This window comes from Streptomyces sp. NPDC028368, from assembly GCF_055565615.1.
Genome location: NZ_JBVHTY010000025.1, coordinates 80,369 through 100,226, shown reverse-complemented (window position 1 = coordinate 100,226; position 19,858 = coordinate 80,369). Strand labels below are relative to the sequence as shown.

The 19,858-nt window shown below is 67.4% G+C and carries 18 protein-coding genes and 4 pseudogenes; 13 read left to right on the top strand and 9 right to left on the bottom strand.

What is annotated here, in order from left to right:
- Window positions 1-790 precede the first annotated feature (790 nt).
- The 4 genes and pseudogenes from ACZ4S3_RS37580 to ACZ4S3_RS37565 all read left to right on the top strand — a co-directional run bounded on the left by ACZ4S3_RS37580 (window position 791) and on the right by ACZ4S3_RS37565 (window position 3,711).
- Window positions 791-1,792, top strand: a complete 1,002-nt coding sequence (locus ACZ4S3_RS37580; protein WP_467942981.1) for a hypothetical protein — start codon at window positions 791-793, stop codon at window positions 1,790-1,792.
- Entirely contained in the window at window positions 1,789-1,971 is a 183-nt protein-coding gene (locus tag ACZ4S3_RS37575) for a hypothetical protein (RefSeq protein WP_467942979.1), read from the top strand. The genes ACZ4S3_RS37580 and ACZ4S3_RS37575 overlap by 4 nt, the downstream gene beginning before the upstream one ends.
- Window positions 1,972-2,336: 365 nt before the next feature.
- A pseudogene (locus tag ACZ4S3_RS37570) lies at window positions 2,337-3,038 on the top strand (pentapeptide repeat-containing protein); the annotation flags it as partial.
- A 409-nt stretch (window positions 3,039-3,447) separates the two neighbouring features.
- Window positions 3,448-3,711 (top strand): helicase associated domain-containing protein, encoded by a 264-nt coding sequence (locus ACZ4S3_RS37565; protein ID WP_467942976.1) that lies wholly within the window; start codon window positions 3,448-3,450, stop codon window positions 3,709-3,711.
- A 549-nt stretch (window positions 3,712-4,260) separates the two neighbouring features.
- On the opposite strand, the gene ACZ4S3_RS37560 is transcribed toward ACZ4S3_RS37565, so the two are convergent.
- Together ACZ4S3_RS37560 and ACZ4S3_RS37555 are read right to left on the bottom strand one after the other, a co-directional pair.
- Entirely contained in the window at window positions 4,261-5,364 is a 1,104-nt protein-coding gene (locus ACZ4S3_RS37560; RefSeq protein ID WP_467942974.1) for a ligand-gated ion channel, read from the bottom strand.
- Between the two features lie 205 nt (window positions 5,365-5,569).
- Window positions 5,570-6,259 carry a hypothetical protein gene (locus ACZ4S3_RS37555; RefSeq protein WP_467942972.1) on the bottom strand — a complete coding sequence of 230 codons (690 nt, stop codon included), beginning with the start codon at window positions 6,257-6,259 and terminating at the stop codon, window positions 5,570-5,572.
- 509 nt (window positions 6,260-6,768) lie between these two features.
- On the opposite strand from ACZ4S3_RS37555, the gene ACZ4S3_RS37550 reads away from it, so the two are divergent.
- From ACZ4S3_RS37550 to ACZ4S3_RS37530, 5 genes are all read left to right on the top strand, one after another.
- On the top strand, window positions 6,769-7,212 hold the full coding sequence (locus ACZ4S3_RS37550) for a BlaI/MecI/CopY family transcriptional regulator (protein WP_467942970.1): 444 nt from the start codon (window positions 6,769-6,771) through the stop codon (window positions 7,210-7,212).
- Window positions 7,209-8,144, top strand: a complete 936-nt coding sequence (locus ACZ4S3_RS37545; RefSeq protein WP_467942968.1) for a M48 family metalloprotease — start codon at window positions 7,209-7,211, stop codon at window positions 8,142-8,144. Before ACZ4S3_RS37550 ends, ACZ4S3_RS37545 begins: the two co-directional genes overlap by 4 nt.
- 142 nt (window positions 8,145-8,286) lie before the next feature.
- Entirely contained in the window at window positions 8,287-9,000 is a 714-nt protein-coding gene (locus ACZ4S3_RS37540) for an ATP-binding cassette domain-containing protein (RefSeq protein WP_467942966.1), read from the top strand.
- Window positions 8,997-10,529: an ABC-2 family transporter permease gene (locus ACZ4S3_RS37535; RefSeq protein WP_467942964.1), complete on the top strand. Its 1,533-nt coding sequence runs from the start codon at window positions 8,997-8,999 to the stop codon at window positions 10,527-10,529. Before ACZ4S3_RS37540 ends, ACZ4S3_RS37535 begins: the two co-directional genes overlap by 4 nt.
- Before the next feature lie 95 nt (window positions 10,530-10,624).
- The gene (locus ACZ4S3_RS37530; protein WP_467942962.1) at window positions 10,625-10,975 is read left to right on the top strand and encodes a hypothetical protein; all 351 of its coding nucleotides are present in this window, start codon (window positions 10,625-10,627) and stop codon (window positions 10,973-10,975) included.
- Here ACZ4S3_RS37530 and ACZ4S3_RS37525 read toward each other — a convergent pair.
- From ACZ4S3_RS37525 to snpA, 4 genes and pseudogenes are all read right to left on the bottom strand, one after another.
- Window positions 10,967-11,443, bottom strand: coding sequence for a hypothetical protein (locus ACZ4S3_RS37525; protein WP_467942960.1), 477 nt, complete (start codon window positions 11,441-11,443; stop codon window positions 10,967-10,969). The genes ACZ4S3_RS37530 and ACZ4S3_RS37525 overlap by 9 nt on opposite strands.
- Before the next feature lie 475 nt (window positions 11,444-11,918).
- Window positions 11,919-12,323: pseudogene (locus ACZ4S3_RS37520) on the bottom strand (serine hydrolase); the annotation flags it as partial.
- A gap of 286 nt (window positions 12,324-12,609) precedes the next feature.
- A complete protein-coding gene (locus ACZ4S3_RS37515; RefSeq protein ID WP_467942958.1) occupies window positions 12,610-13,146 on the bottom strand; it encodes a hypothetical protein in 537 nt (178 codons plus the stop codon).
- Window positions 13,147-13,512: 366 nt separating this feature from the next.
- Window positions 13,513-14,253 (bottom strand): snapalysin, encoded by a 741-nt coding sequence (snpA, locus tag ACZ4S3_RS37510; protein WP_467942956.1) that lies wholly within the window; start codon window positions 14,251-14,253, stop codon window positions 13,513-13,515.
- A 540-nt stretch (window positions 14,254-14,793) separates the two neighbouring features.
- Here snpA and ACZ4S3_RS37505 point away from each other — a divergent pair.
- Both ACZ4S3_RS37505 and ACZ4S3_RS37500 read left to right on the top strand, forming a co-directional pair.
- A pseudogene (locus ACZ4S3_RS37505) lies at window positions 14,794-14,982 on the top strand (cold shock domain-containing protein); the annotation flags it as partial.
- A 360-nt stretch (window positions 14,983-15,342) separates the two neighbouring features.
- Window positions 15,343-15,633 carry a hypothetical protein gene (locus tag ACZ4S3_RS37500; RefSeq protein WP_467942954.1) on the top strand — a complete coding sequence of 97 codons (291 nt, stop codon included), beginning with the start codon at window positions 15,343-15,345 and terminating at the stop codon, window positions 15,631-15,633.
- Between the two features lie 366 nt (window positions 15,634-15,999).
- On the opposite strand, the gene cspE is transcribed toward ACZ4S3_RS37500, so the two are convergent.
- The 3 genes from cspE to ACZ4S3_RS37485 form a co-directional block, all read right to left on the bottom strand.
- A complete protein-coding gene (gene cspE / locus ACZ4S3_RS37495; protein WP_467942952.1) occupies window positions 16,000-16,209 on the bottom strand; it encodes a transcription antiterminator/RNA stability regulator CspE in 210 nt (69 codons plus the stop codon).
- Window positions 16,210-16,391: 182 nt separating this feature from the next.
- Window positions 16,392-17,267 carry an IS5 family transposase gene (locus tag ACZ4S3_RS37490; RefSeq protein WP_467942993.1) on the bottom strand — a complete coding sequence of 292 codons (876 nt, stop codon included), beginning with the start codon at window positions 17,265-17,267 and terminating at the stop codon, window positions 16,392-16,394.
- 60 nt (window positions 17,268-17,327) lie between these two features.
- Entirely contained in the window at window positions 17,328-17,996 is a 669-nt protein-coding gene (locus tag ACZ4S3_RS37485; RefSeq protein ID WP_467942950.1) for a class I SAM-dependent methyltransferase, read from the bottom strand.
- Between the two features lie 375 nt (window positions 17,997-18,371).
- Between ACZ4S3_RS37485 and ACZ4S3_RS37480 the strand changes: the two genes are divergently transcribed.
- Both ACZ4S3_RS37480 and ACZ4S3_RS37475 read left to right on the top strand, forming a co-directional pair.
- Complete coding sequence (locus ACZ4S3_RS37480) at window positions 18,372-19,010, top strand: hypothetical protein (RefSeq protein WP_467942948.1); 639 nt, start codon at window positions 18,372-18,374, stop codon at window positions 19,008-19,010.
- A gap of 402 nt (window positions 19,011-19,412) precedes the next feature.
- Window positions 19,413-19,721, top strand: a pseudogene (locus tag ACZ4S3_RS37475) (Tn3 family transposase); the annotation flags it as partial.
- Window positions 19,722-19,858 lie beyond the last annotated feature (137 nt).

Below are 19,858 nucleotides of genomic sequence, written 5' to 3'. Positions count from 1 at the left end.
AGGCGACCTACGCGCTCGCGTACGGGGCCCGTGTACGGCAGCTCAACGTACGGCCCCGCGGACTCCACTCCAGCCGATACAGCCACCCAACCCCCAGCGCGTCTACCTCACACGACCAGGTTCGACGACAAGAAGCCCGAACGACTGGGTTCACCGTCAAACGCCTCGCTTGGATGACAGCGGACAACATGCCCTGTGACAGCGAAGGCTGAGTGCGTGCCACGGAAGTTTGACCAGGACAGGTATGCGCGCCCTGGTCATCGGTCCCCCATCAGGAGATGAAGCAGCGTCACCACTCCGACTCCGGTCAAGAGGGCAGTGCCGAATGATGGGTGCTCGAGGGCTGCATACGTTGCCCCGCTGCCGGCGAGCAAGAGCAGCACCATGCGCTGACCTATCTGACCGCCCATAACTCCGAGCCCCTCTCCTTTGCGCACTTCGGGTTGAACAGCACCCGACGGCCCTGGCTCATCGGACTGCGGCCCGATGCACGCCAGTTGCCGACCATGCGGTAGCCGGACAGCAGCTTCCAGGGCCCCGCCATCCGTACGCCCTCCGGGACTTGCAGGGAGTGCACGATCCTGTGCGACGGGCGGCACCACAGGCGGGCCTGACCATGTCGCTGGATGCACTAATCGAGGGGCCACGTGCGCCTCACGGGGCACCGCGGTTGACCTGCACAAATACCCACTGTGGCGGAGGTCACAATGAGATCGCTGAGATTTCTTGTCGGTTGACAGCCCTGCCGGGCCCAGAAGTAGAAGCTCAACTCAACTCTCAAGGAGGCTCCATGACCGCCCCACCCGCCGAGCAACCGCCGACCGCTCCCGCTGCCGCGGCGGACCTGTCGGCCCCACTGCCGGGGCTCTTGCGGGAGGTCGTTGACCTGCTGCTCAAGAATTCGGGCAAGATGCGGCAGTTGGCACCCGGCACTCAGATCGTGGCCGACCTGCGGATCCGGTGGGCAGTGCGATGCGAGGAGCACCACACCCCCGACATCCAGCACGAGTGCGGCTGCCGGGTCTGGAGTGGTACGGAGGGGTGGCCCACCGGGCCCGCGCCCTCCGACGGCAAGCCCTGCTACGCCGTACAGTTCTCCGCCCATGACGGAACGGTGTCGATCGTGCTGCGGGTCCACTCGCACGACCCCGCCGCGGCATGCGTGGTGTTCGCCGCCGCGGCCGCCCGGGACGCGGCGGTCAACGGCCGCGATCCGCAGATCGACAGCTTCGCCCAGCACTGGCTACGGAAACCGGCAGCGAAGCACGACGCGCAGTGGCGGGAGGCGGCCTCCACGGCGCTCATGGGGGACTGGCCCCACGTCCTGGACGAGCAAGGCACCCCCGAGAACGCCGTGCAGCTCATCTCCGAAGGCGCCGTGTTGGAGTCACTAGGCAGGGAGATGAAGACCGTGCACGAGCAGCTCCAGCCGCTGTGGGAACGCAAAGGCAACAAAAGGGGACGCACCGCAATGCTCGGGGAACCGAACGACTCCGGGGGCACTCTTCTGGAGCTGGTGCCCAGCGGGAGCAACACGGAGGATGAGGCGCTAGGGCACTTGGTGGACGACCCAGACGTGGCCGCCGTGCTGCGGGGCCTGCGCCCGGAACAGCGCGCCGTCGTGCTCGCACGATTCTCGGACTCCGGTCGGGGCACCTGGGCCGAGGCCGCCACCACTGTCGGGCTACCAGCGGCCGACGGCGAGAAGGTCCGCCGCAAATTCAATAGCCTCTGCGACCGGCAAAAGGTCCGCACCGCGGCGGCTGCCGCCCGGGGGTGGAAGCGAGCATGACCCTGATCACCCTGCTCCTGGTCCTGCTGCTGGTCGTTGTCACCCTGCTCGTCGGGCTTGGCGCCCTGGTCGTGCTCCGTCAGCACCCTGACTGGTCCGCACCGGTCGCCGGGGCCCTGGCGGCAATGATGCTCATGACCACCGTCACCGGGCTGCTGGTAGCCGTCACCCAAAGCTGAACCCACTCCGGTGGCACCGTCCACACGTGCCACCGGAGTGAATCAACTTGGCCAGACAAGCCAAGTAGGCGCTCAGTCACAGTCCTGTGCCATCGAAGTGGCTTCGTCTAGTTCAGTCGACAGCGTTTGTTCATGGGTTCCGGCGGCGTTTGGCGATCGTCGGCCCTCTGGATTTTCACGGAAAATGCCGGCAGACATGCTCTGGCGCCGTCCGCCGGCAGGCATGAAGCCTTTGAGCTGAGCCCGCTTCAAGGGCGTCGACTGGGGCATCGTGCGGGGCGGTCCGGTGCCGTGCGTGCCCACGGTAGCGACAAGAGGCCAGAAGGGACCGCAACCGATGGCGAGCCTGCAATGTCTGATGGTGCGTGACAGCACATCCACCGAGGCGCCGAACCGAACGGCGCGGCCTGCGCCTATGGCCGGTCGGCACCGTCCGGGTCCTGACCTTCACCACCGTCATCCTCGTGGCAGCTTCGGTGTTCTACACCGGATGGGACCTGCTCGGTGCCCGGGGGCTCAAACCAGAGCACCGCATCGACTCCAAAACGCTGTTCGACCTGGTGAAGCTGTCCTTCGGCGTGGTCGCCGGGGCCGGCGCCCTGGTCGCCCTGGTCGTGGCCTACCGGCGCCAGCGGGTCGACGAGGACGGCTCCCTGCGCGAGGCCACCCGCCTACACACAGAACGCTTCGCCACCGCCGTCGGGCAGCTCGGCAACGATTCCGCCGCGGTCCGCCTCGGCGGCGTGCACGCCCTGGCCGGCCTCGCCGACGACGCCCCCACCCGCGACCTCCGCCAGACCTGCATCGACGTCCTGTGTTCCTACCTTCGACTGCCCTACACCGCTGAGGCTGATCTCCCTGGAGGAGATACGCAAGCGCGCCACAACTACCTAGCTCTGCGGGAAGCCCGGCACACCGTCATTCGCCTCATCCGCGACCGTCTCCGTCTGGATCCCGAACACCCTCACCCTCGCTCTTGGCAGGGCCACGACTTCGACTTCACCGGAGTCACTTTCGACGGCGGAGACTTCTCGGCCGCGACGTTCTCTGGGGGTGTGGTCCGCTTCAACCAGGCGACGTTCTCCAGAGGCACGGTCGACTTCCATGGGACGAGGTTCTCCGGCGCCAGCGTCATCTTCGACGGGGCGCACTTCAGCGGCATCACGAACCGCTTCGGCAGTGTCAGCTACGGCACAGTCAGCTTCGGCGAAGCGATGTGCTCCGGCGGAAGGCTCAGTTTCCTCGGGGCGAAGTTCTCCGGCCCCAGCGTCACTTTCGCTGGAGTGACGTTCTCCGGCGGAAGCGTCACGTCCGAGCACGCGAGGTTCCTCTACAGCAACGTGGACTTCACTGGAGCGACCTTCTCCAGTGGATGCAGCGTGAACTTCACCGGAGCGACGTTCTCGGGAGCAGCTGAGCGACGGACAGCGCGAACGCCTGGCCGAGCTCGGCGTCGAGCCGCTGCCCGCCACCACCGTGGAGCAGGCCCCGGCGAAGGCCACGAAGGGCGGCTCGGCATCGTTCGAGCGAGGGGTTGCGGCCCTGGCCCAGTACAAAGCGCGGGAAGGGCATGTGAAGGTCGCCAGGGGCCACGTAGAGACCGTGATCGTCGACGACCAGGAACATGCCGTGAAGCTGGGGGTGTTTTTGTCGAACACCAAGAGCAGGCGCGGCAAGCTCGCCGCTGACAAACTCCAGCAGCTGACAGCACTCGGACTGGAATGGGCCGGGGGGCTGTAGACCCGCTCGTCGCGCCTGGGGAGAAGACGAGCTGGTGGTCACCAGGTTGTGCTGCTTACCCCTGGGTCCTGTAGGTACAGGGAGGGTGGGGCTCTCGCGGTGTACCCCGGATGCACGACGCCTTGCCTCGCGTCCCCGCATTCCGCCGTGTGGCCTTGTCTATGAGTTCCAGCAGCAGTTGCGCAGCTGTCCCTTCGCACTCAATCGAGTCGTCTTCTCAACGACCCCAGTCATTCGGGCTTCCATCTCAGCGAACCTAGTCGCGCGGCTCAGTGCACTGGGGGGTATGAGTGCGGATGCGACGGCGTCTGCGAGCCTCCACCGCCTCCCGGACCTGGCGTTTCCGACATGTGCGGTGGCCGCGGCGAGGTCGTCGTCCGTGCGGTCGCGGTCCCCCACCTCGGCCGGGGGAGGTTTACCACTACCCGAGGGGGTTCCGCCCGCATGCTCGGCGGATTCCGGAACCTGAGGTCGCAGGGTGATCGCTCGGGTCAGGAGCGCGGCAGCTGCAGAGCTGGCGGCTGCCTCGGCGCCGAGCAGTGCACGGGCTCAGAAGGACACGGTGAGGGAGATGGCGACGATGTTGACGATGAGGTACAAGCCCGTCGCGATGGCGAAAATGCGGTTGTTGAAGCGCCGCGCCGCCGGTCGGGCCATGGGATCGGTCAACAGCTTCATGATGTAGGTGGTGTTGGCGACACCGATCAGTACGTAGAGCAGGCTCATGAAGTGGATCTCTTCGACCAGCGTCACGTTCAGGAAGGTGCCCATCGCCTCGTCGACTGCCCGCAAGTTGAGCATGATCGTGAAGAGCGCGGCACCGAGAATCCCGAGCCGTGCGACCATGGCGACCTCGTTGTCCTTCGACCAGATCAGAAACGAGATCAGGGCGACCAGGAAAGCCACATATACCGGCAGGATCTGCTTGCCGAAATTCGTGATGTCCTCTCGGGTGAGCTGGAACTCGATCACCAGCTGGGAGTAGCGACTGCTGCCTCCTTGCTTGAGCCGGGGATCGCCGAAGTTCGTCCTGTAGGGCGCGTCCACGACACCGATCCGGAATTTCGTGATCTTGAAGTCGTCGGGATGGATCCTGGGGTTGTACGTGGAGTTCTTCACATCCGCCCGGTAGACGAATCGCGACTCGTCCAGCTCGTTTTCCTCAACCTGGATCCGGACGACCTGTTTGTCGAACGGAAAGTCCGTCAGGTCCAAGGTCTGCCGGAAGGTCCCGGACACTTTGACCTGCGTCCAGTACTCGTTGCCCACCTTCTCGCTGGAAGGCGTGGTCAGCGTCGTCCTCGTCGCGTTGGTGAACTCGAGACGCTGGACAGCGGCAAGATCCTTGCGTGGGCATACGCTCCACAGCCACAGGTCCGCGTTCACGGTGCGCCTGACCGGATCCACCGCGTAGAGGTCGGTGACGTAAGCCCCGACGCTGCAACTGGGCACGGCCGCAGCGGCGGGCGTGGCGATGATCGGCGTGCTCAGCACCGCAGCGGCCGCTGCGAGCAGGGCGCCCGCTCCCGACCGGAGCCCGGCCAGGAAGCCACGTCGGCCGTCCGCCGGCCCGCCATACGAACGGGGCATACCCGCGAGCCTCCAAGAACACCAGCGGGAGCAGCAGGAACTGCCCCAGGGGAGCTTTTCCACGCGTGACCATAACCCGGCGGCCGAGGCAAGATCGCGATCACAGCGGCCCACCCCCGCAGACCGGCTCAGGATGCACCCGTTCGGCCCATGCCCAGGGCCACGGCGCGACGCGGCTGCCGACCACGCAGGCGGCATGCTCGTGATCGCCCAGGCAGTGCCCCCTGTGTGGACAGGTGGCGGGGCGGTGCGTGCGGATTCGTCTCAGCTACGTAACCGAGCCCGGGCGGCGAAGACGTACCATGCCGTGTCCAATACGGCCTGAACGACCAGGCCGGCCTTCCGCGCTGAACCCGAGTTCCTGGTACACCCTCAGCGACCTCGGCAGGCGCATCAACTGCACCGTCGACTTCCTGCTTCCTTCCACCTGAGCAAGATCCGGGGCCGTCGGCGCTTTGTCGGCAGCAGTGGTACGACCATGGCAACCCCGGGGCCCGCTGCAGATCTGTTTCATCGCCGCATACGGGAGGAAGGCCACCGTGCCGGCCCAGGCGGCGAGCTGAACCGGCCGGGGTGCGGTAGAGGGCACCGGGGCAGCGGCCGCGACAGGCAGGGGCCGATCAGAGCAGGCGGTGGCCGCGAGTAGGAGCGCCCCGGCCGCCGCCAGCGCGTGGTTCGCCGCGGAGGCCCAACTGTCCACGCCCTGGCCGAACATCAGCGTGATCACATCCATGAGCAGGCTGAACGCGGCGAGTCCGGCCAGGCCGCACACCGTCCACAGCAGCGTTCGCAGTGCGGGCCGCAACCCGTAGCGCGACACCGCCGCGCAGGTCAGTGCCGCCAGGGCTCCCACTGCCGTGACTGCCCAACCCGACGCGGAAGGCCCCAGGACTCCGCCGTGGTGGAACAGATGAGTCCCCTTCAGCGCGCAGACCAGGCCGAATCCGGCGTACGCCATCGCCCAGGCCCTGGCTCCTGCCCGGCACCGTCGGATCGGTGGAGAGCTTGAAGGAACCCTGCAGTTGGGGCTTGAGATCGAACCTCTTCCAGATCCGCCCGATGGTCGACTTCGACAGAGGTGGTGAGCAGGGCCTGGCGGGCAGAGTAGTGGCGGGTGACGTCCTGGCGGGGAACGCTGGTGATGACGCAGTTGGCGCTGTGGGCGCTGGCGATGCTGCCCCTCGGGGCGCTCATCTTCGCTACAGGGATGTCCCGGCACGGCGAACCGGAACTCTCGGCGAGTACTGATCACGCAGGGCGATAGCCGGTCCCCTGGCGGGGCCGGCCTGTGTCGCGGCCCGTCCGACCGGCAGCGATGCCGAGGCGGCGCGGCCCCGCGGCGGGTGCCCATTCCGTCCTTAAGAATGGACACCCGCCGCACATCACTTCTTCGTTCAACATTGCGGCTGACCAGCAAGAAAAATCTGCGATGGCGTGTAGCAGAAAGATACTGCTATGGTGCGTAGCATGTCATTGGGTCGAGGAACTCCGCGCCAAGGCCTGGCGGCCCACTTCGGGCCGCTGGAGCTGGCAATCCTGGAGGTCATGTGGTCGGCGGATGAAATGGACGTCGCTGCATGCGCCGGCCGTCTTGACGGAGGCCAGGCCTACACCACCGTGAAGACGGTCATGGAACGCCTGGTGGTCAAGGGGCTGCTGGCCCGGCGCAAGGAAGGCCGACCCTACGTGTACTGGGCAAAGCAGTCCCGGCACGAGGTCACCCAGCAGGTGGCTGCCGAGCAGGTGCGGCGGGTCATGGACGGCTTCGGCGATCTTGCCGTGGCGAACTTCGTCCAGACGGTCCAGGGGGATTCCGAGCAGCTCACCCACGTGCGTGCTCTGCTGGCGGCCGTCGCCGACCAGGCGGACTCTCCCGACGGCGACTCTCCCGGCGCCGGAGGTGCCCGGTGAGCCTGAACTGGCTGGGATATCCGCAGGTGTTACTTGCCTGGTGGTGCCCGCTGGCCGCCATCGGACTGTGGCACCTGCCGCGCCGACTGTCGGTCCGGCTGCCGGCGCGGGAGCGGCTCACCTTCGCGGTGGCCACCGGCGTCACCCCCCTCCTGGCGGTGGCGGTTCCCTATCTGCCGAACAGCCCCCTCCGGGACGCGCTGCCCTGGAGGGCGCCGATGGCCTGGGGCATCAGCAACGCCGTCACGAACATCGACGGCCGCCACCCCGTACTGGCCCTCGCGGCACAGGTGATGCTGGTCCTGGCGGCCGCACCGCTGGTCTCACTGGTCGTCTCGTTCGCGGCCGGAGCAGTTCAGGCCCTGCGCGCTGCGCGCACCGTGACGGCACTGGAGCCTCAGCGGTGCGGCGATGTGTGGATCGTGGCAGCCGAGCAGGGGGCCCCGCACGATCTGGCCAGCACCGTCGGGCTGATGCGGCCCCGGATCATCCTGAGCTTGGCCGTGGCGGAGTCCGCCGACGCGCCCGCGATCATCGAGCATGAACGCGCCCACGCCAGGGCCCGCCACCCGCTGTGGATCTTCATCGCCACCTGCGCCCTGCGGGCCTGGTGGTGGATTCCCGGGCGCTCGGCGGTGCTCGCCGAGGTGCGGCTCACGGCCGAACTCCGGGCCGACCAGCAGGCTCGCAAGAACACCGGTGCGGCAGCGGTGGCCAAGGCGCTGTGCGCCCGGATAGAGGCCGGGGCCCAGCCGGCCGGCCACGCTCTCTCAGCCACCGGCATGAGCACCGGCTTTCTCGACGCCGGGACCGAACTCATCCATCGCGCCCAGGCGCTCAGCCACCCGCCCCGCGTCATGCCGACCTGGAAGACGTGGGGACTGCACGCCGCCGTGGCGGCCGCCGTGAGTGTCGTGGCCGTCCTGCTGTAGCGCAGGCGGCCCGTGACTGAACAGTAGAACGATCTTGAGGGTGTGGAACGCATTCGCACACCCCGAATTGCTACGCCATGTAGCAGAAAGGAGTGCCGTGCACCCGGCACCGACCCCCCAACCGCCCGCGGCAAACCTCCCCGTGATCGAGACCGCAGGCCTTTCCAAGACCTTCCGCGGCTCGACAGCAGTCGCCTCGGTCGACCTCACCGTCTGGCCGGGCCGGATCTACGGCCTCCTCGGCCCCAACGGCGCAGGCAAATCCACCACACTGAAGATGCTCCTGGGACTGCTGCCCCCCACCGCGGGAGAGGTGAGGTTATTCGGCCAGCCGTTCAACCGGCAGGCCCTGGCCCGCATCGGAGCCACCATCAACGGCCCCAGCCTCTACGGACACCTCTCCGCACGACAGAACCTCACCGTGCACGCGCACCTGCTCGGCGTCCCCGACAGCGAGATAAACCGGGCGCTGGCAGCAGTCGAACTCAGCGCCGCGGACCGCAAGAAGACCAAGAGCTTCTCCACCGGCATGAAAGGACGCCTGGCCCTGGCGATGGCCATGCTCGGCAACCCGGACGTGCTCATCCTGGACGAACCACAAAACGGCCTGGACCCGGAGGGCATGGCCGCCCTGCGCACCATGATGCGCCGCTTCACCGACACCGGCCGCACCATCGTCCTCTCCAGCCACCTGCTGGGCGAAATCGCCTCCCTCGCCGACGATATCGGTCTCATCACCGAAGGACGCCTGCGCTACCAGGGCAGCCTCACCCACTTCGCCCCGGACGGCGACCTCGAACGCGCCTACTTCACCCTGACCGGCGCCACACACGGGCCACGGACGGTGACGTCATGACCACAGCCACCCACCCCGGGCCCGCACGGCCAGCACCCCTTCCCGGCCTCCCCGCCGTCGTACGCGCCGAGTTCGCCACCTGGCGCCGCAGCACCGTCGCCTACCTGCCACTGGGCGGCCTGGCATTCGGCCTGGCCAACACCGCAATGTTCACCGGAGCCGGCACCGGCAAATCCTGGACCGACATCCTCGGCTACCAGAACCTGTGGACGATGTTCGTCGGCCCGCTGCTCACCGCGCTCCTGGTCGCCACCGCCACCCGCATCGACCGCAGCGCACACGGCGGCGGCACCTGGTACCGGGCAGTACACCCCCGCCACCGCAGCCTGAGCCGCTTCACCGCCCTGGCCCTGCAGACGCTCCTGCTCAACCTCCTCGGCGTCGGCACCCCCCTACTGCTCCTCGGCCTGCTGTCCGACATCCCCCCGGTACCAGCGCTGCGTGCGCTCGAAGCCGTCGTCGTGCCCTGGGCCGGGCAACTCGGCATGCTGGCCCTGCTCCTGTGGCTGGCCCGGCACACCCTCTGGACGGTCGTGCTCGCTGCCGGCTTCATCTGGACCATGGCCGGCGTCGGCTTCGCCGAATCCACCTTCTGGGCAGCCCTGCCCTTCACCTGGATGGACCGGGGCGCGCTGCCCGTCATCGGCACCCACGCCAACGGCATTGCCCTGGACACCCACTCCGCACTTGCCACCGCCTCACCGTGGCCACCCACCCTCCTCGGCATGGCGCTGGCCGCTCCGTTCCTGCTGCTGCTGCCACAACTGCGCCTGTCCTCCCCTCGCAACCCCAGGCACCGCACCGCACCGCAGCATGCCGCCTCCACGGCGGCAACGGCGCCCGCGAAGACGGCATTTGGAACGGAATCGTCCGACGGTGCCCACCAGGGCCCCCGCGTGATGGCCGCCGTGGCCGACATGCTGCACCGCACCGCACTGTCGTGGCTGTGCCCGACCGTCATCGGCCTCATCGCACTGTGGCTGACCTGGCACAACCCGAATACCAGCATCCAGTTGTTCACTCTGCTCATCCTGCCCATCGGCACCCTCGTGCTGAGTCTGATGGTCTGGCAGGCCGCGGGGCCGGGCTGGCGAGCCGTTGCCTCCCGCCCCACCGGAACCACCCGGCCGGCTCTCGCGCTCACCGGCATCACCGTCAGCACCGCAGCAGTCATGTCAGTGACGATCACCCTCGTCTACCTGGCCGCGGGAATTCCCGCAGCCCACGCCTGGCCCCTCGCGCTCACCAGCACCCTTGTCAGCGCGATGCTCACCTCCTTCACCCTCTGGCTTGCCCTGCGCACCACCTTGGCCGTCACGGTGACAGTCGCCGTCATCGGCATCCTGTTCGGAGTTCTTGTCGGCGGCACCACCATGCAGCAGACACTGTGGCCGCTGATCCCATGGTCCTGGGCCAACTACCTCGAATGGCACCGCATGCTGGTCACCCTCCCCATCAGCATCGCGGCCTCAGCACTGTTCACCTTCGGCATCACCCGCGCAGCACGAAAGGCGGCCGGCACCTCATGACAACGTCGATCCGTACCCCCCGAACGCGCACCCTGACCACAGCGGCCGCGGGCCCGACCACAGCACTGCTCATCTCGGGCTGCGGCTGCGGTGCAGTGGTCGACGCCGTCGTCAAGGTGCCGCCCGCGAAGACCAATCCGCAGACCGTCACCTCCGAAGAATTCGGCGACGCCTGGCCGGTGAAGGCCGACAAAGGGACGGTCGCCTGCACCGAGACCCCATACAGCGGATACGCCATCACCTTCACCGTTCCAGACGGCACCGTCTATGCGCTCAACAACATCGCCCATGACGAAAAGAAATACCCCGACGCCGACGCCATCGCGAACTCATCACGGAAGATGTGGAGGCTGCGTACGTTCGGGATGCAAGTCTGCACCGTCACCGAACGGGAAAAGCGAAGTCATACACAAAGCGGCTCTTCGCATGTACCCCCTTCACGGTGAGCTGGCAAACAGCCGCATTGCTCCTGGAGTGTTGGCAGCGGGGACGAGGCCGCTCACCTCGCTCTCCCCCTGCCAGCGCCTTCCCTCAACCTGCCAGCCGGGGCGTCTGCGGTCGACGGTGTCAGGTCCGGCACCGGGTCGCCAGGAGGCATGCCTGCTGGGCATGACGAGGCCGAAGTACCCCTTCAGAGCCCCCTCGCTCAGCTCGCCCTCCAGGGCCAGCGCGCCGCGGAGCGCCTTCCCGATAGCTGGGGCGGGAGTCCCCCAACGGCTGTTCGCGGCCCGCATGCTCTCCCCGATCGTCCACTGCGCGGAGTCGGGGTGGTGCCGGACGAACCAGTCCAGCATCTTCGCCACCAGCACTGTCAGGTTGAGGTCCCACCAATAGGGTTCCTCGGTGGCCTTCTTCTCCCGTTTGTCGCGGAGTGAGAGGACGCCACGGTGGACCGGTCGCGATGGAGTCTCCAATGCCGGAACTGCCTCGCACCCACATCATCGAGCGAAGCCGTCACCGCTACGAGGACACCCACCGCCTGGTGGAGAAGGGCCGGAGTTGGTGAGCGCCTCCTTGAGGATGCGGTAGCCCTCGCGCGAGATCAGCCCCGGGACTTCGTCCAGCGGTCCGGAGAGCTGGGCGTCCACAGTCGCGCCCGAGCAGCGCGCCGGCCGGAAAATGGCCAGCTCAAACTCAAGTCCGCCCTCGCGCACTGTCCTGAACTGGACGCTCTGACCAGGCATTTGTGAGGTGAGCGCGCCGGACGTGCTGAATGGCCGAACCGGCTGGGGTGAAGTGTGCGAGAGATGATTCGAGGTTGCGTGCCTCGACGCCGTACGCGAGCGACGGCGGCCCCCGCTGCTGGACTGAACCGTCCCGGGTTGGCCGGCGGACCGACCCGGGACGGCTGAAAGCCCAGCGGAGGGGCACTGAACGCGGTCGGGTGCGTCAGCGGGTTTCGGCGGGGGGAAATTCCGCTTCCAGTACCTTGAAGAAGGCGGCGATCGGGTTGACCCAGTCGCCGTTCACGTTGCAGACGACCAGGCGCTTGCCGTCGCGGGTGCCCATCACGTATGTCCAGGAGCCGTTGAGTGCGCCGCCGCCGCCGAAGACGGTGACGCCGTTGGGCAGGGTCTGCTCGAAGGTGCCCATGCCGTACCTGGTGTTGGGGATCCAGCCCGCGCCTACGGTCGAGACGGTGGCCCACATCTCGGCCTGCAGGGCGGGCGAGAAGAGTTCGCCGCCGAGCAGGGCGCTGAAGAAGCGGCCGAGGTCGCCGGTGGTGGAGACGATGCCGCCGGCGGCCAAGGCCACCGCACGCGGGTTAGGTGCCCGGGGTATCAGGGCTGATCTTCCTCGGGCTCTGCGGTGTGTCCGGCCCGGGTCAGGTCAGGTCAGGTCAGGTCAGGTCAGGTCAGGTCAGGTCAGGTCAGCCAACCTGTAGGCGGCATGCGTCGCAGGCCGCCTACGGCGACGCTGTCATGCTTCCAGGTGGAGTTCTACGAGTGCCTGAGCGGTCGCCGGGATTCCCTGTTCAACCTGGTGGATGCACTGCTGTGCACGGACGGCCCGGTCAAGACACCGGTGGACCTGGCGCCGGCGCCGGAACACCGCCGCGGCCCTGGATCCCTCTACGGCATCACATCTCGAAGTCGGAGAAGCCGTATGAAGCGAGGGGGCGGTAGCCCGACCTCGGTGCGAGTTGCACGGAGTCGTCAGGTCCCACGACCTCGCCGGTGAGAGGTGGCACGTGGGTACGGGCCCAGTCGACAGAAACCGTGACCTTGTCGCCAAGTTCGCCCGCGAACATACGCTCGGAGAGGCTGTCAGCCTCGTTCTCCTCCTCTTCGTCGTCGTCCTCCTCGCCCTCGTCCGCTTCGAAGTCGTAGCCGATCGGTTCGCCCGGGCCCGCGAAGGTTATATCCGGATAGCCCTGGATCGAGATCGTGATGAAGGGGTGGAGGTCGATCGACTCTGCCAGTTCGCCCTGTTGGTAGACGTCCAGCGACAGGCGTGCGCCGTACCAGCACATCAGGTACAGGTTGATCTCTTCGGCGAGTTCGGACGCCAGGTCCTCCTTCACCTCGTCCAAGGTGGCACTGATGAAATGGGCATCTTTGCGGGCTCCGCCCGGGTCCACGCCGAAGGCCAGGTCGTAGAAGCTCTTGTCCAACATACGGACCAACGTAGCGGGCGGCACTGACATCACGTCCCCGGTACCCGTCCAATGCCTCAAGGCGATGGGGCGGCTGCTCCGTCACTGGACCGGAGCATTGAATCCAGCCGGCCGCCGCCAAGCTCGGCCTCCACGAGAAGACCGCCGTGCGCTACGCGGACTCCGTACGGGCCCTGCTGGAACAGGTCGCCGAGAGCGACCCCGCGGGTTGACCGCGAACCCACGGGTCCATCCCCCGGAATCAGGGCACCGCACCCTCGGGTTCACGCTGAAGAACCTTCAGTTTCCGCGAACTCGCAGGGGTCCGCAGGTGTGAGTAGCTGAGGTACAGAAAGTGTCGCTGAGATTGATCTTGCTGGAGTTGGTCTACTTCGTCGGCGCCTCGAGCTGACGGGGCACGGCGCCTGCGCGCCGCTCGCGCAGGTCCGGGATGTGGTTGTGCGGGGTGCCCGGGGCCTGCGCGAGTCCGGTGGCCCACAGCTGGTCGACACGCGAGCGCTCGGTGGCGTTCGGGTAGCGGTTGGTGCAGGACGGGCCGGCGCCGCCGCCCGACATCAGCTCACTGCACGGCCCGCTGTAGTCGTCCGGCAGGCCCAGCACGTGCCCGGTCTCGTGGGTGGCGACGCGGACCGAGTCGTTCTGCTGGTTCTGGGTGTAGTCGAGGAAGATGTAGCCGCTTCCGTGGCCGTTGGTGGAGGCGTAGGACCCGCGCCGGGCGTTGCCCTCGTAGTAGGAGAAGTCGGCACCGTTCGACGCCGCCTGGAGCTTGACGTTGGACTCGGAGCTGTTCCAGATCGAGGCCGCGCTCGATATCTGTGAACGGAAGCTCGGTGCATGGGAGGCGTTGTAGTAGACGGTCACCGCCTGCGCGTTCGGCTGGGCGGCGCGCTTCTCGGCGATCGACTTGAGCACGGCCTCGAAGAATGCCTTGTTGTTCGCAGCCTCCTCAACCGACCCGGCGTACCGCGCCACGGAGGTACCGGCGGCAGCGGACGGGGTGGCGGCACTCTGGGCGCTCGCCGGCACCGCCGCGCCCAGCGCGCTGGAGGCCAGACCCAGGCCGAGAGCGAGGGCGAGGAGTCTCGCGGACGTTCGGGACGACTTCATGTGGGGGCTCCTACTCACTCGGTGACGCCGAGCGCCCGGTGCGCGTTCGACTCTGCGTGAACAGCGGTTCCGAACTGCGGCGACGTCCTGTGGGTCGTCATTCTTAGAACGGCTCGACAGGGAGCGCAAAGGGTCCCGCCACTACGTCGCCTCGTAGGTCGCGGGACCTCGCCAAGGCAGTGCGCGGGTCTCCGGTCCGCACATGGCGGCAGGAGGGGAAACTGTCGCGGCGTCAGAAGCCTCACACCACGGGGCAATGAGCGTGCGGGCCGGCCGGGCAGAATCCCGGGACGCGCAGCGGGATCCACATCCGGGACAAGACGGACAAATCCTCAAATATCTGCCATGCCGTGTCTACTAAGTGTGCCGGTTGGTTGGCGGAGCGCTGTGACCGACGTCATAGAACATAGGCTTCCGTTTCTTTCGCGCCCCACCGGCCCAGGGGCGCCCCCCAGGGAGTCGCCCTCGGCGCTGGGCGGCATCCCTCACCGCTGAGCCGCCGCCGCTCAGTCCTGGTCAGGATGGAGGCCGGGCCCGCCAGGCACGGTTAAGTGGTTCAGCTCGGAGAAGGGCATGGGGTTCATCGCCGCGGACGGGGGTGGGCCGGACCTCTTTGTCCACTACTCCGAGATCCAGGGCGATGGGTTCAGGTCCCTCGAAGAGAACCGGCGGGTCGAGTTCGAGATCCAGACCGGCCGGAGGGCGCAGCGCCTCATACACGCGGGCCCGGGCGGGATGCCGACAGCGGCCGGCATCCGCCGCGGTGTCGGCGCCGGCTTCGGCGACCAGCACGGGCTCGGCCCGCGTGACGTCTGCTCCGGCACCATCCGCACACTCCGCTGCCGCCGCCATCGGCGTGCCTGGCCGGCGACGCATATCCCATGCCGGGTATCTCGGCCGCCAGGCGCTCTACGTGCTTCACCGGCCAAGCACCCGCCGAAGGAGAACTGGCTCGGCCGGCATCACGACCGGCCCGACCTCGACACGGCGGCTTGGCCGACGGCGGTAGCAACGAAGCAGCGGTGGAAGGCGTCCACACCACCATTGCCCGTGTGCCATACCCACACCAGCCAGCGGCGAGGAGAACCCATGACGCAGAACCAGAACACCCCGGACACCACCCGCGATAAGACAGAGCCCGCCAAGGCCGTGCAGGTCAGCGTCAGCGCGGGACTGTTAATCGTCGGGCTCGTCCTCGGCTCCATCCTGGACGAGCCGATCAAGAACAACATCAGTGTCTTCAAGGACACCCCCGACCCCGTCGTCCATGGCATGTTCTTCATCGCCTGGGCCGTCGTCGTGTTCTGGCCCATCGCCTACACCCTCGACCGCACGGTCAAGCGCCGCGCGGCCCGCGCACTGCGACAGGAGCAGGCTTAACCAGCTTCAACGACCAGCAGGAGCCGAAGCTGACCACCGCGGTCCAGACGGCATCTACGCACCACTCGCCGTGATCTCCGGTTTTGGCGCCCTGCGTTGCCGGCTCAGGTCAGCACCGGACAATGCCAACGACCCGCCGAACTCGGCATCACACCACTGCCCGCGCCGAACGAGGCCTCGGCGAAGGCCCGGTGACGTCGACGTGTGCGCGACGGCCGCCGCTGGCACCGCCTGGTTCAACAGCGCCTGAGCGGCCACGGGCCTGCATAGGCAGAGCGGGTTGGAGCCTGTCCGACGGGTTGGGCGGGTGAATAGCAGCGCCGCCCCAGCCAGGCGAAAGCAAGGCTGGGGCGGCGCCCGGCGTTCTTAGATGGCCGTGACGTTGACTGCAGACGGGCCCTTCTGGCCGTCCTGGATCTCGAACTCGACGTTCTGTCCCTCAGCGAGGGACTTGAAGCCGTTGCCCTGGATCGCGGAGAAGTGCACGAAGACGTCCTTGCTGCCGTCGGCGGGCGTGATGAACCCGAACCCCTTGGACTCGTTGAACCACTTCACCTGGCCCTTGATCTTCGCCATGCACGCTCCTTCGGCCATGCCGACAGGCCTACAGCCTGTGGATCTTGCTGAGTATGACCCCGGGAGTCTGCCCAGGTCAGGCCAATCTTCATGCATCGCAGCTGAAGCGCAGCAGCCGACCGGCCAGTGAGTACAAGGCCCACGACCCGTCGGACACGCCCTGAGGCGTGTTTGAGATGTGGTCACAGTGCCTGGCGGATCAGGGTGAGTTGGACGGTGGCTTCGTAGCGGACGGCGAGCTTGTCATAGCGAGTCGCGACGCCGCGGGCCTGCTTCAAGAGTCCGATCCGGCACTCGACCTTGTGCCTGCGCTTGTACATCTCGCGGTCGAAGGCAGGCGGCCGTCCTCCGGCGCTGCCGCGTCGGAGGCGGTGGCCAGCCTGGTCGCGCTTCTCCGGGATGGTGTGCGGGATCTGCCTGCGGCGCAGGTACTCGCGGATCGCGCGGGAGGAGTACGCCCGGGCGGCGAGAACGTGGCCCGGGCGGACACGCGGGCGTCCGCCGCCCTCCCGGGGAACACGGATGCGGTTCATGACCTCGCTGAACACTGGGGCGTCGGCCCGCTGACCGGCGGTGACCACGGCCGCCAGGACGTGGAAGGAGGAGTCGACGGCGAGGTGGAGCTTGGTGGTCAGGCCGCCGCGCGAGCGTCCGATCGCGTGGTCGTCCGGCTCGGCTGCCGGCCCGTCGGGACGCGTCTGGCCCGGATCGGGAGCCCTTTTGCGGGCCCCGGCGGCGTGCTGGTGGGCCCGACAGATCGTGAAGTCGACGGAGACCTCCCACTCGATGTGCCCAGCCGAGTCCGCTTTGACCTGCAACTTTCCCAGGAGCGCGGCCCAGGTTCCGTCGATCTGCCAGCGTCGAAAGAGGGCGTATGCGGTCTGCCACGGCCCGTACCGCTCAGGGATGTCCCGCCATGGTGAGCCGGTCCGCGCCCGCCACCAGATCCCGTCGAAGATCTGCCGTCGGTCCCTTGGCGGCCGCCCCATCTTCGGTATCGGCGGCAACAAAGGCTCCAGCCGCTGCCACTGTTCGACCGTCAGGTCTCCACGAGCAATCCAAGATCGTTCCACGGCCTTGATCGCTATCAAGTGCCCGGCCTCAGGAAACGTCGCCGGTCAGCCGACTGTCCGGGATGCAGTGACCACTCGGGTCCGCATCCACGGCCCACCCCACCACATGCGCCAGCCCAACGAACGGACACCGAGCCCGCTGACCGGCAACGCTCCCAGGATGTCCCCGTAAAGGGGCACGGAGCGGCCGATGTCAACGATCACCAGCCGCCCCCCGGGGTGCAGTACACGTACTGCCTCGGCCACGGCCCGACGCCGTCCTTCAACATCCTTGATGTTGTGGATGGCCAGGCTGGAGAGCACGACATCGAACTCGCCGTCGCCAAAGGGCACGTCCCGCAGGTCACCGGTGCGAAGCTCCACCCGGCTATGGACGCCCTCAGCCTGCGCATTGCGCGACGTGGCGCTCTGGGCGTTGCCCGACTGGTCAACACCACGCCACAAGTCCACGCCCACGGCCCGGCCCTTCGGCAGTCGCCGTGCGCCGGCCAGTAGCACGGCACCACGCCCGCACCCGAGATCCAGGAGTTGCTCGTCCCCCCGCAGCTCCAACTCGTCCAGCAGCTCCTCCCATACCGCGAACTTGCCGCGCCGGGTGGCATGCGCGTACAGCACGAAAGCGACAGCCATCACCAGCGCACACAGAAACGGCAACCAGGCCACCCCCAGCCCAGGCCCCGAGAGTGCGGCGATCCCCGCCACCGTCGGCCCCATGACTCCGCAGGCGAGGCCGAACAATGCATACGGGGCATCGATGCCATATGCCCCTCGCCGTCGCTCCCGCCCTCCGCCGACTCCACTCAGCACAATGAGTCCCCCCTCAAGGATCATGACCAAATGCCGGAGAGCAATCCTACGAGTCGCAACCCTGCACGGCCTGAGCGACTCACGCCGATCCATATTCCCAACACGCCGTAGTTGCGAGGAGCGACCATCCACGGCGGAATCAGCCGGATTGCATGTCAGCTCGGAATTTCCCGCGATGCTCGAGCGGATTGACGCACTCGGTGGGGCGCTCGAGGCGGACGCGGACACGGCCGAGAAACTCGGCACCCAGCACACCGCGCGGGCGTTGCTGGGCGCTGGGGCGTGGGAGCCGCGCTGCCGCAGAACCTCGGCGGCTACGAGTTCTCCCCGCGCCAATTGATAGGGACAGTCGAGCGGGTCAGCTACCACGATGCCGCGGCCGGTTGGACGATGATGGCGCTGCAGTTGATGACCGGCACCACTGCGGCCTATCTCGATGCTGTTGCGGCGGCCGATATCCACAGTGCGATCCAGGTCGAGGGCAGCGGTGAGCTGCGGGTGCTGGCGATGCCGAAGTCGCAGGTGGAACTCGTCGACAACTGGGATGTGCTCGGGCTGCGTGCGACGCACAGTATTGACTACCACTGCACCGATGCGTATGTCCCTGCGACGCACACGTATCTCGCGACGACGACGAACCCGGTCAACGGTGGCGCGATCTACCGCCTCGGCTTGGTCAACATGTCCGCAATCGGGCACACCGGTTGGGCGTTCGGTGTCGGGCGGCGTCTGCTCGATGAACTGAAGTTGGTCGCCGCGGCCAAATCCGGCACACGTAACGCCGCCGTCGACACCGCGCAGTTCCACAAGCCCCACGGTCCTGCAGAACTGCGGGAAATGGCTCAGCGGCGCACAACCCCAAGCACACTGGGAATTTCTCGACTTGACGCCGTGACCAACATCCCGGCCCCGCAGAGCTAGCCCCTTGGGCGAAAGGAAGCTGGGCCTCGCCGAGCCCTGCCTGGAACACCCAGCAGCCACAGCCCTTTCTCCGCTTGGACCGCGAGCCCAGCTGGGCTACCCGGGGAAGCTCGAGGCCGATTCGGGGGTCCCTATACCTGAGCAGGTTGTCCGCCGGGTTCGCCAACCGGTTCGTCAGCAGCGCCTCGGCCAACCGGGCGAAGCCCCCATGACGTGGACCTCAGACCTCTGAAGAGCACAAACTCCGTACCGCCTATAGCAGTCAGCGTGAGAATGACATGGCCATTCGTCACTCATGTCAGCAACAGGTGCGCGCTAACCGTCAGCGCCAACTACCGGGCCACTGGGGCTGCACCACTGACATTTCGGATGACGATGCTCCACTGACACTCCCCCGCAGACCATCAGGCATACAGGACGGGGCAGGAGGACCAACTCGGGGCGCTCGGTCTGGTCCTCAATGCCGCCGTACTCGGGACAACCCGCTACCTCGACGCCGCCGTCGACCACCTGCGGGCCCTGCCGCCCGAGGAGCGGGGGCATGACGTCCTGGACGAGGACGTGGCCCGGGTCTCCCCGCTGAAGCACGCCAACCTCAACTGCCTGGGCCGCTACAGCTTCGCCGCCCGCCCGCCACGCGAGGGTCTGCGCCCACTGCGTGACCCGGCGACCGTCCACCTCGACGAGGACGACGAGGGCACCGGCGAATGACGCGGCGTTAGGGTGCGTATCGGGTCGTGATCAATGAGCATCGCAGCTTCCGGGGCGGGTGCCCGTCCGGGGTACGGGGCCCGGCGATCTGCGGCTGCGCCGTGTGGGCGCGAATGACCGGATGCGATGCCGCAGGC

Bases quoted from the DNA above. Each gene is read 5' to 3' on its own strand.
- ACZ4S3_RS37580 (WP_467942981.1), top strand. From the start codon at position 791: ATGACCGCCCCACCCGCCGAGCAACCGCCGACCGCTCCCGCTGCCGCG.
- ACZ4S3_RS37575 (WP_467942979.1), top strand. From the start codon at position 1,789: ATGACCCTGATCACCCTGCTCCTGGTCCTGCTGCTGGTCGTTGTCACC.
- ACZ4S3_RS37555 (WP_467942972.1), bottom strand. From the start codon at position 6,259: ATGGCGTACGCCGGATTCGGCCTGGTCTGCGCGCTGAAGGGGACTCAT.
- ACZ4S3_RS37550 (WP_467942970.1), top strand. From the start codon at position 6,769: ATGTCATTGGGTCGAGGAACTCCGCGCCAAGGCCTGGCGGCCCACTTC.
- ACZ4S3_RS37535 (WP_467942964.1), top strand. From the start codon at position 8,997: ATGACCACAGCCACCCACCCCGGGCCCGCACGGCCAGCACCCCTTCCC.
- ACZ4S3_RS37515 (WP_467942958.1), bottom strand. From the start codon at position 13,146: ATGTTGGACAAGAGCTTCTACGACCTGGCCTTCGGCGTGGACCCGGGC.
- snpA (WP_467942956.1), bottom strand. From the start codon at position 14,253: ATGAAGTCGTCCCGAACGTCCGCGAGACTCCTCGCCCTCGCTCTCGGC.
- ACZ4S3_RS37500 (WP_467942954.1), top strand. From the start codon at position 15,343: ATGACGCAGAACCAGAACACCCCGGACACCACCCGCGATAAGACAGAG.
- cspE (WP_467942952.1), bottom strand. From the start codon at position 16,209: ATGGCGAAGATCAAGGGCCAGGTGAAGTGGTTCAACGAGTCCAAGGGG.
- ACZ4S3_RS37485 (WP_467942950.1), bottom strand. From the start codon at position 17,996: ATGGGGCCGACGGTGGCGGGGATCGCCGCACTCTCGGGGCCTGGGCTG.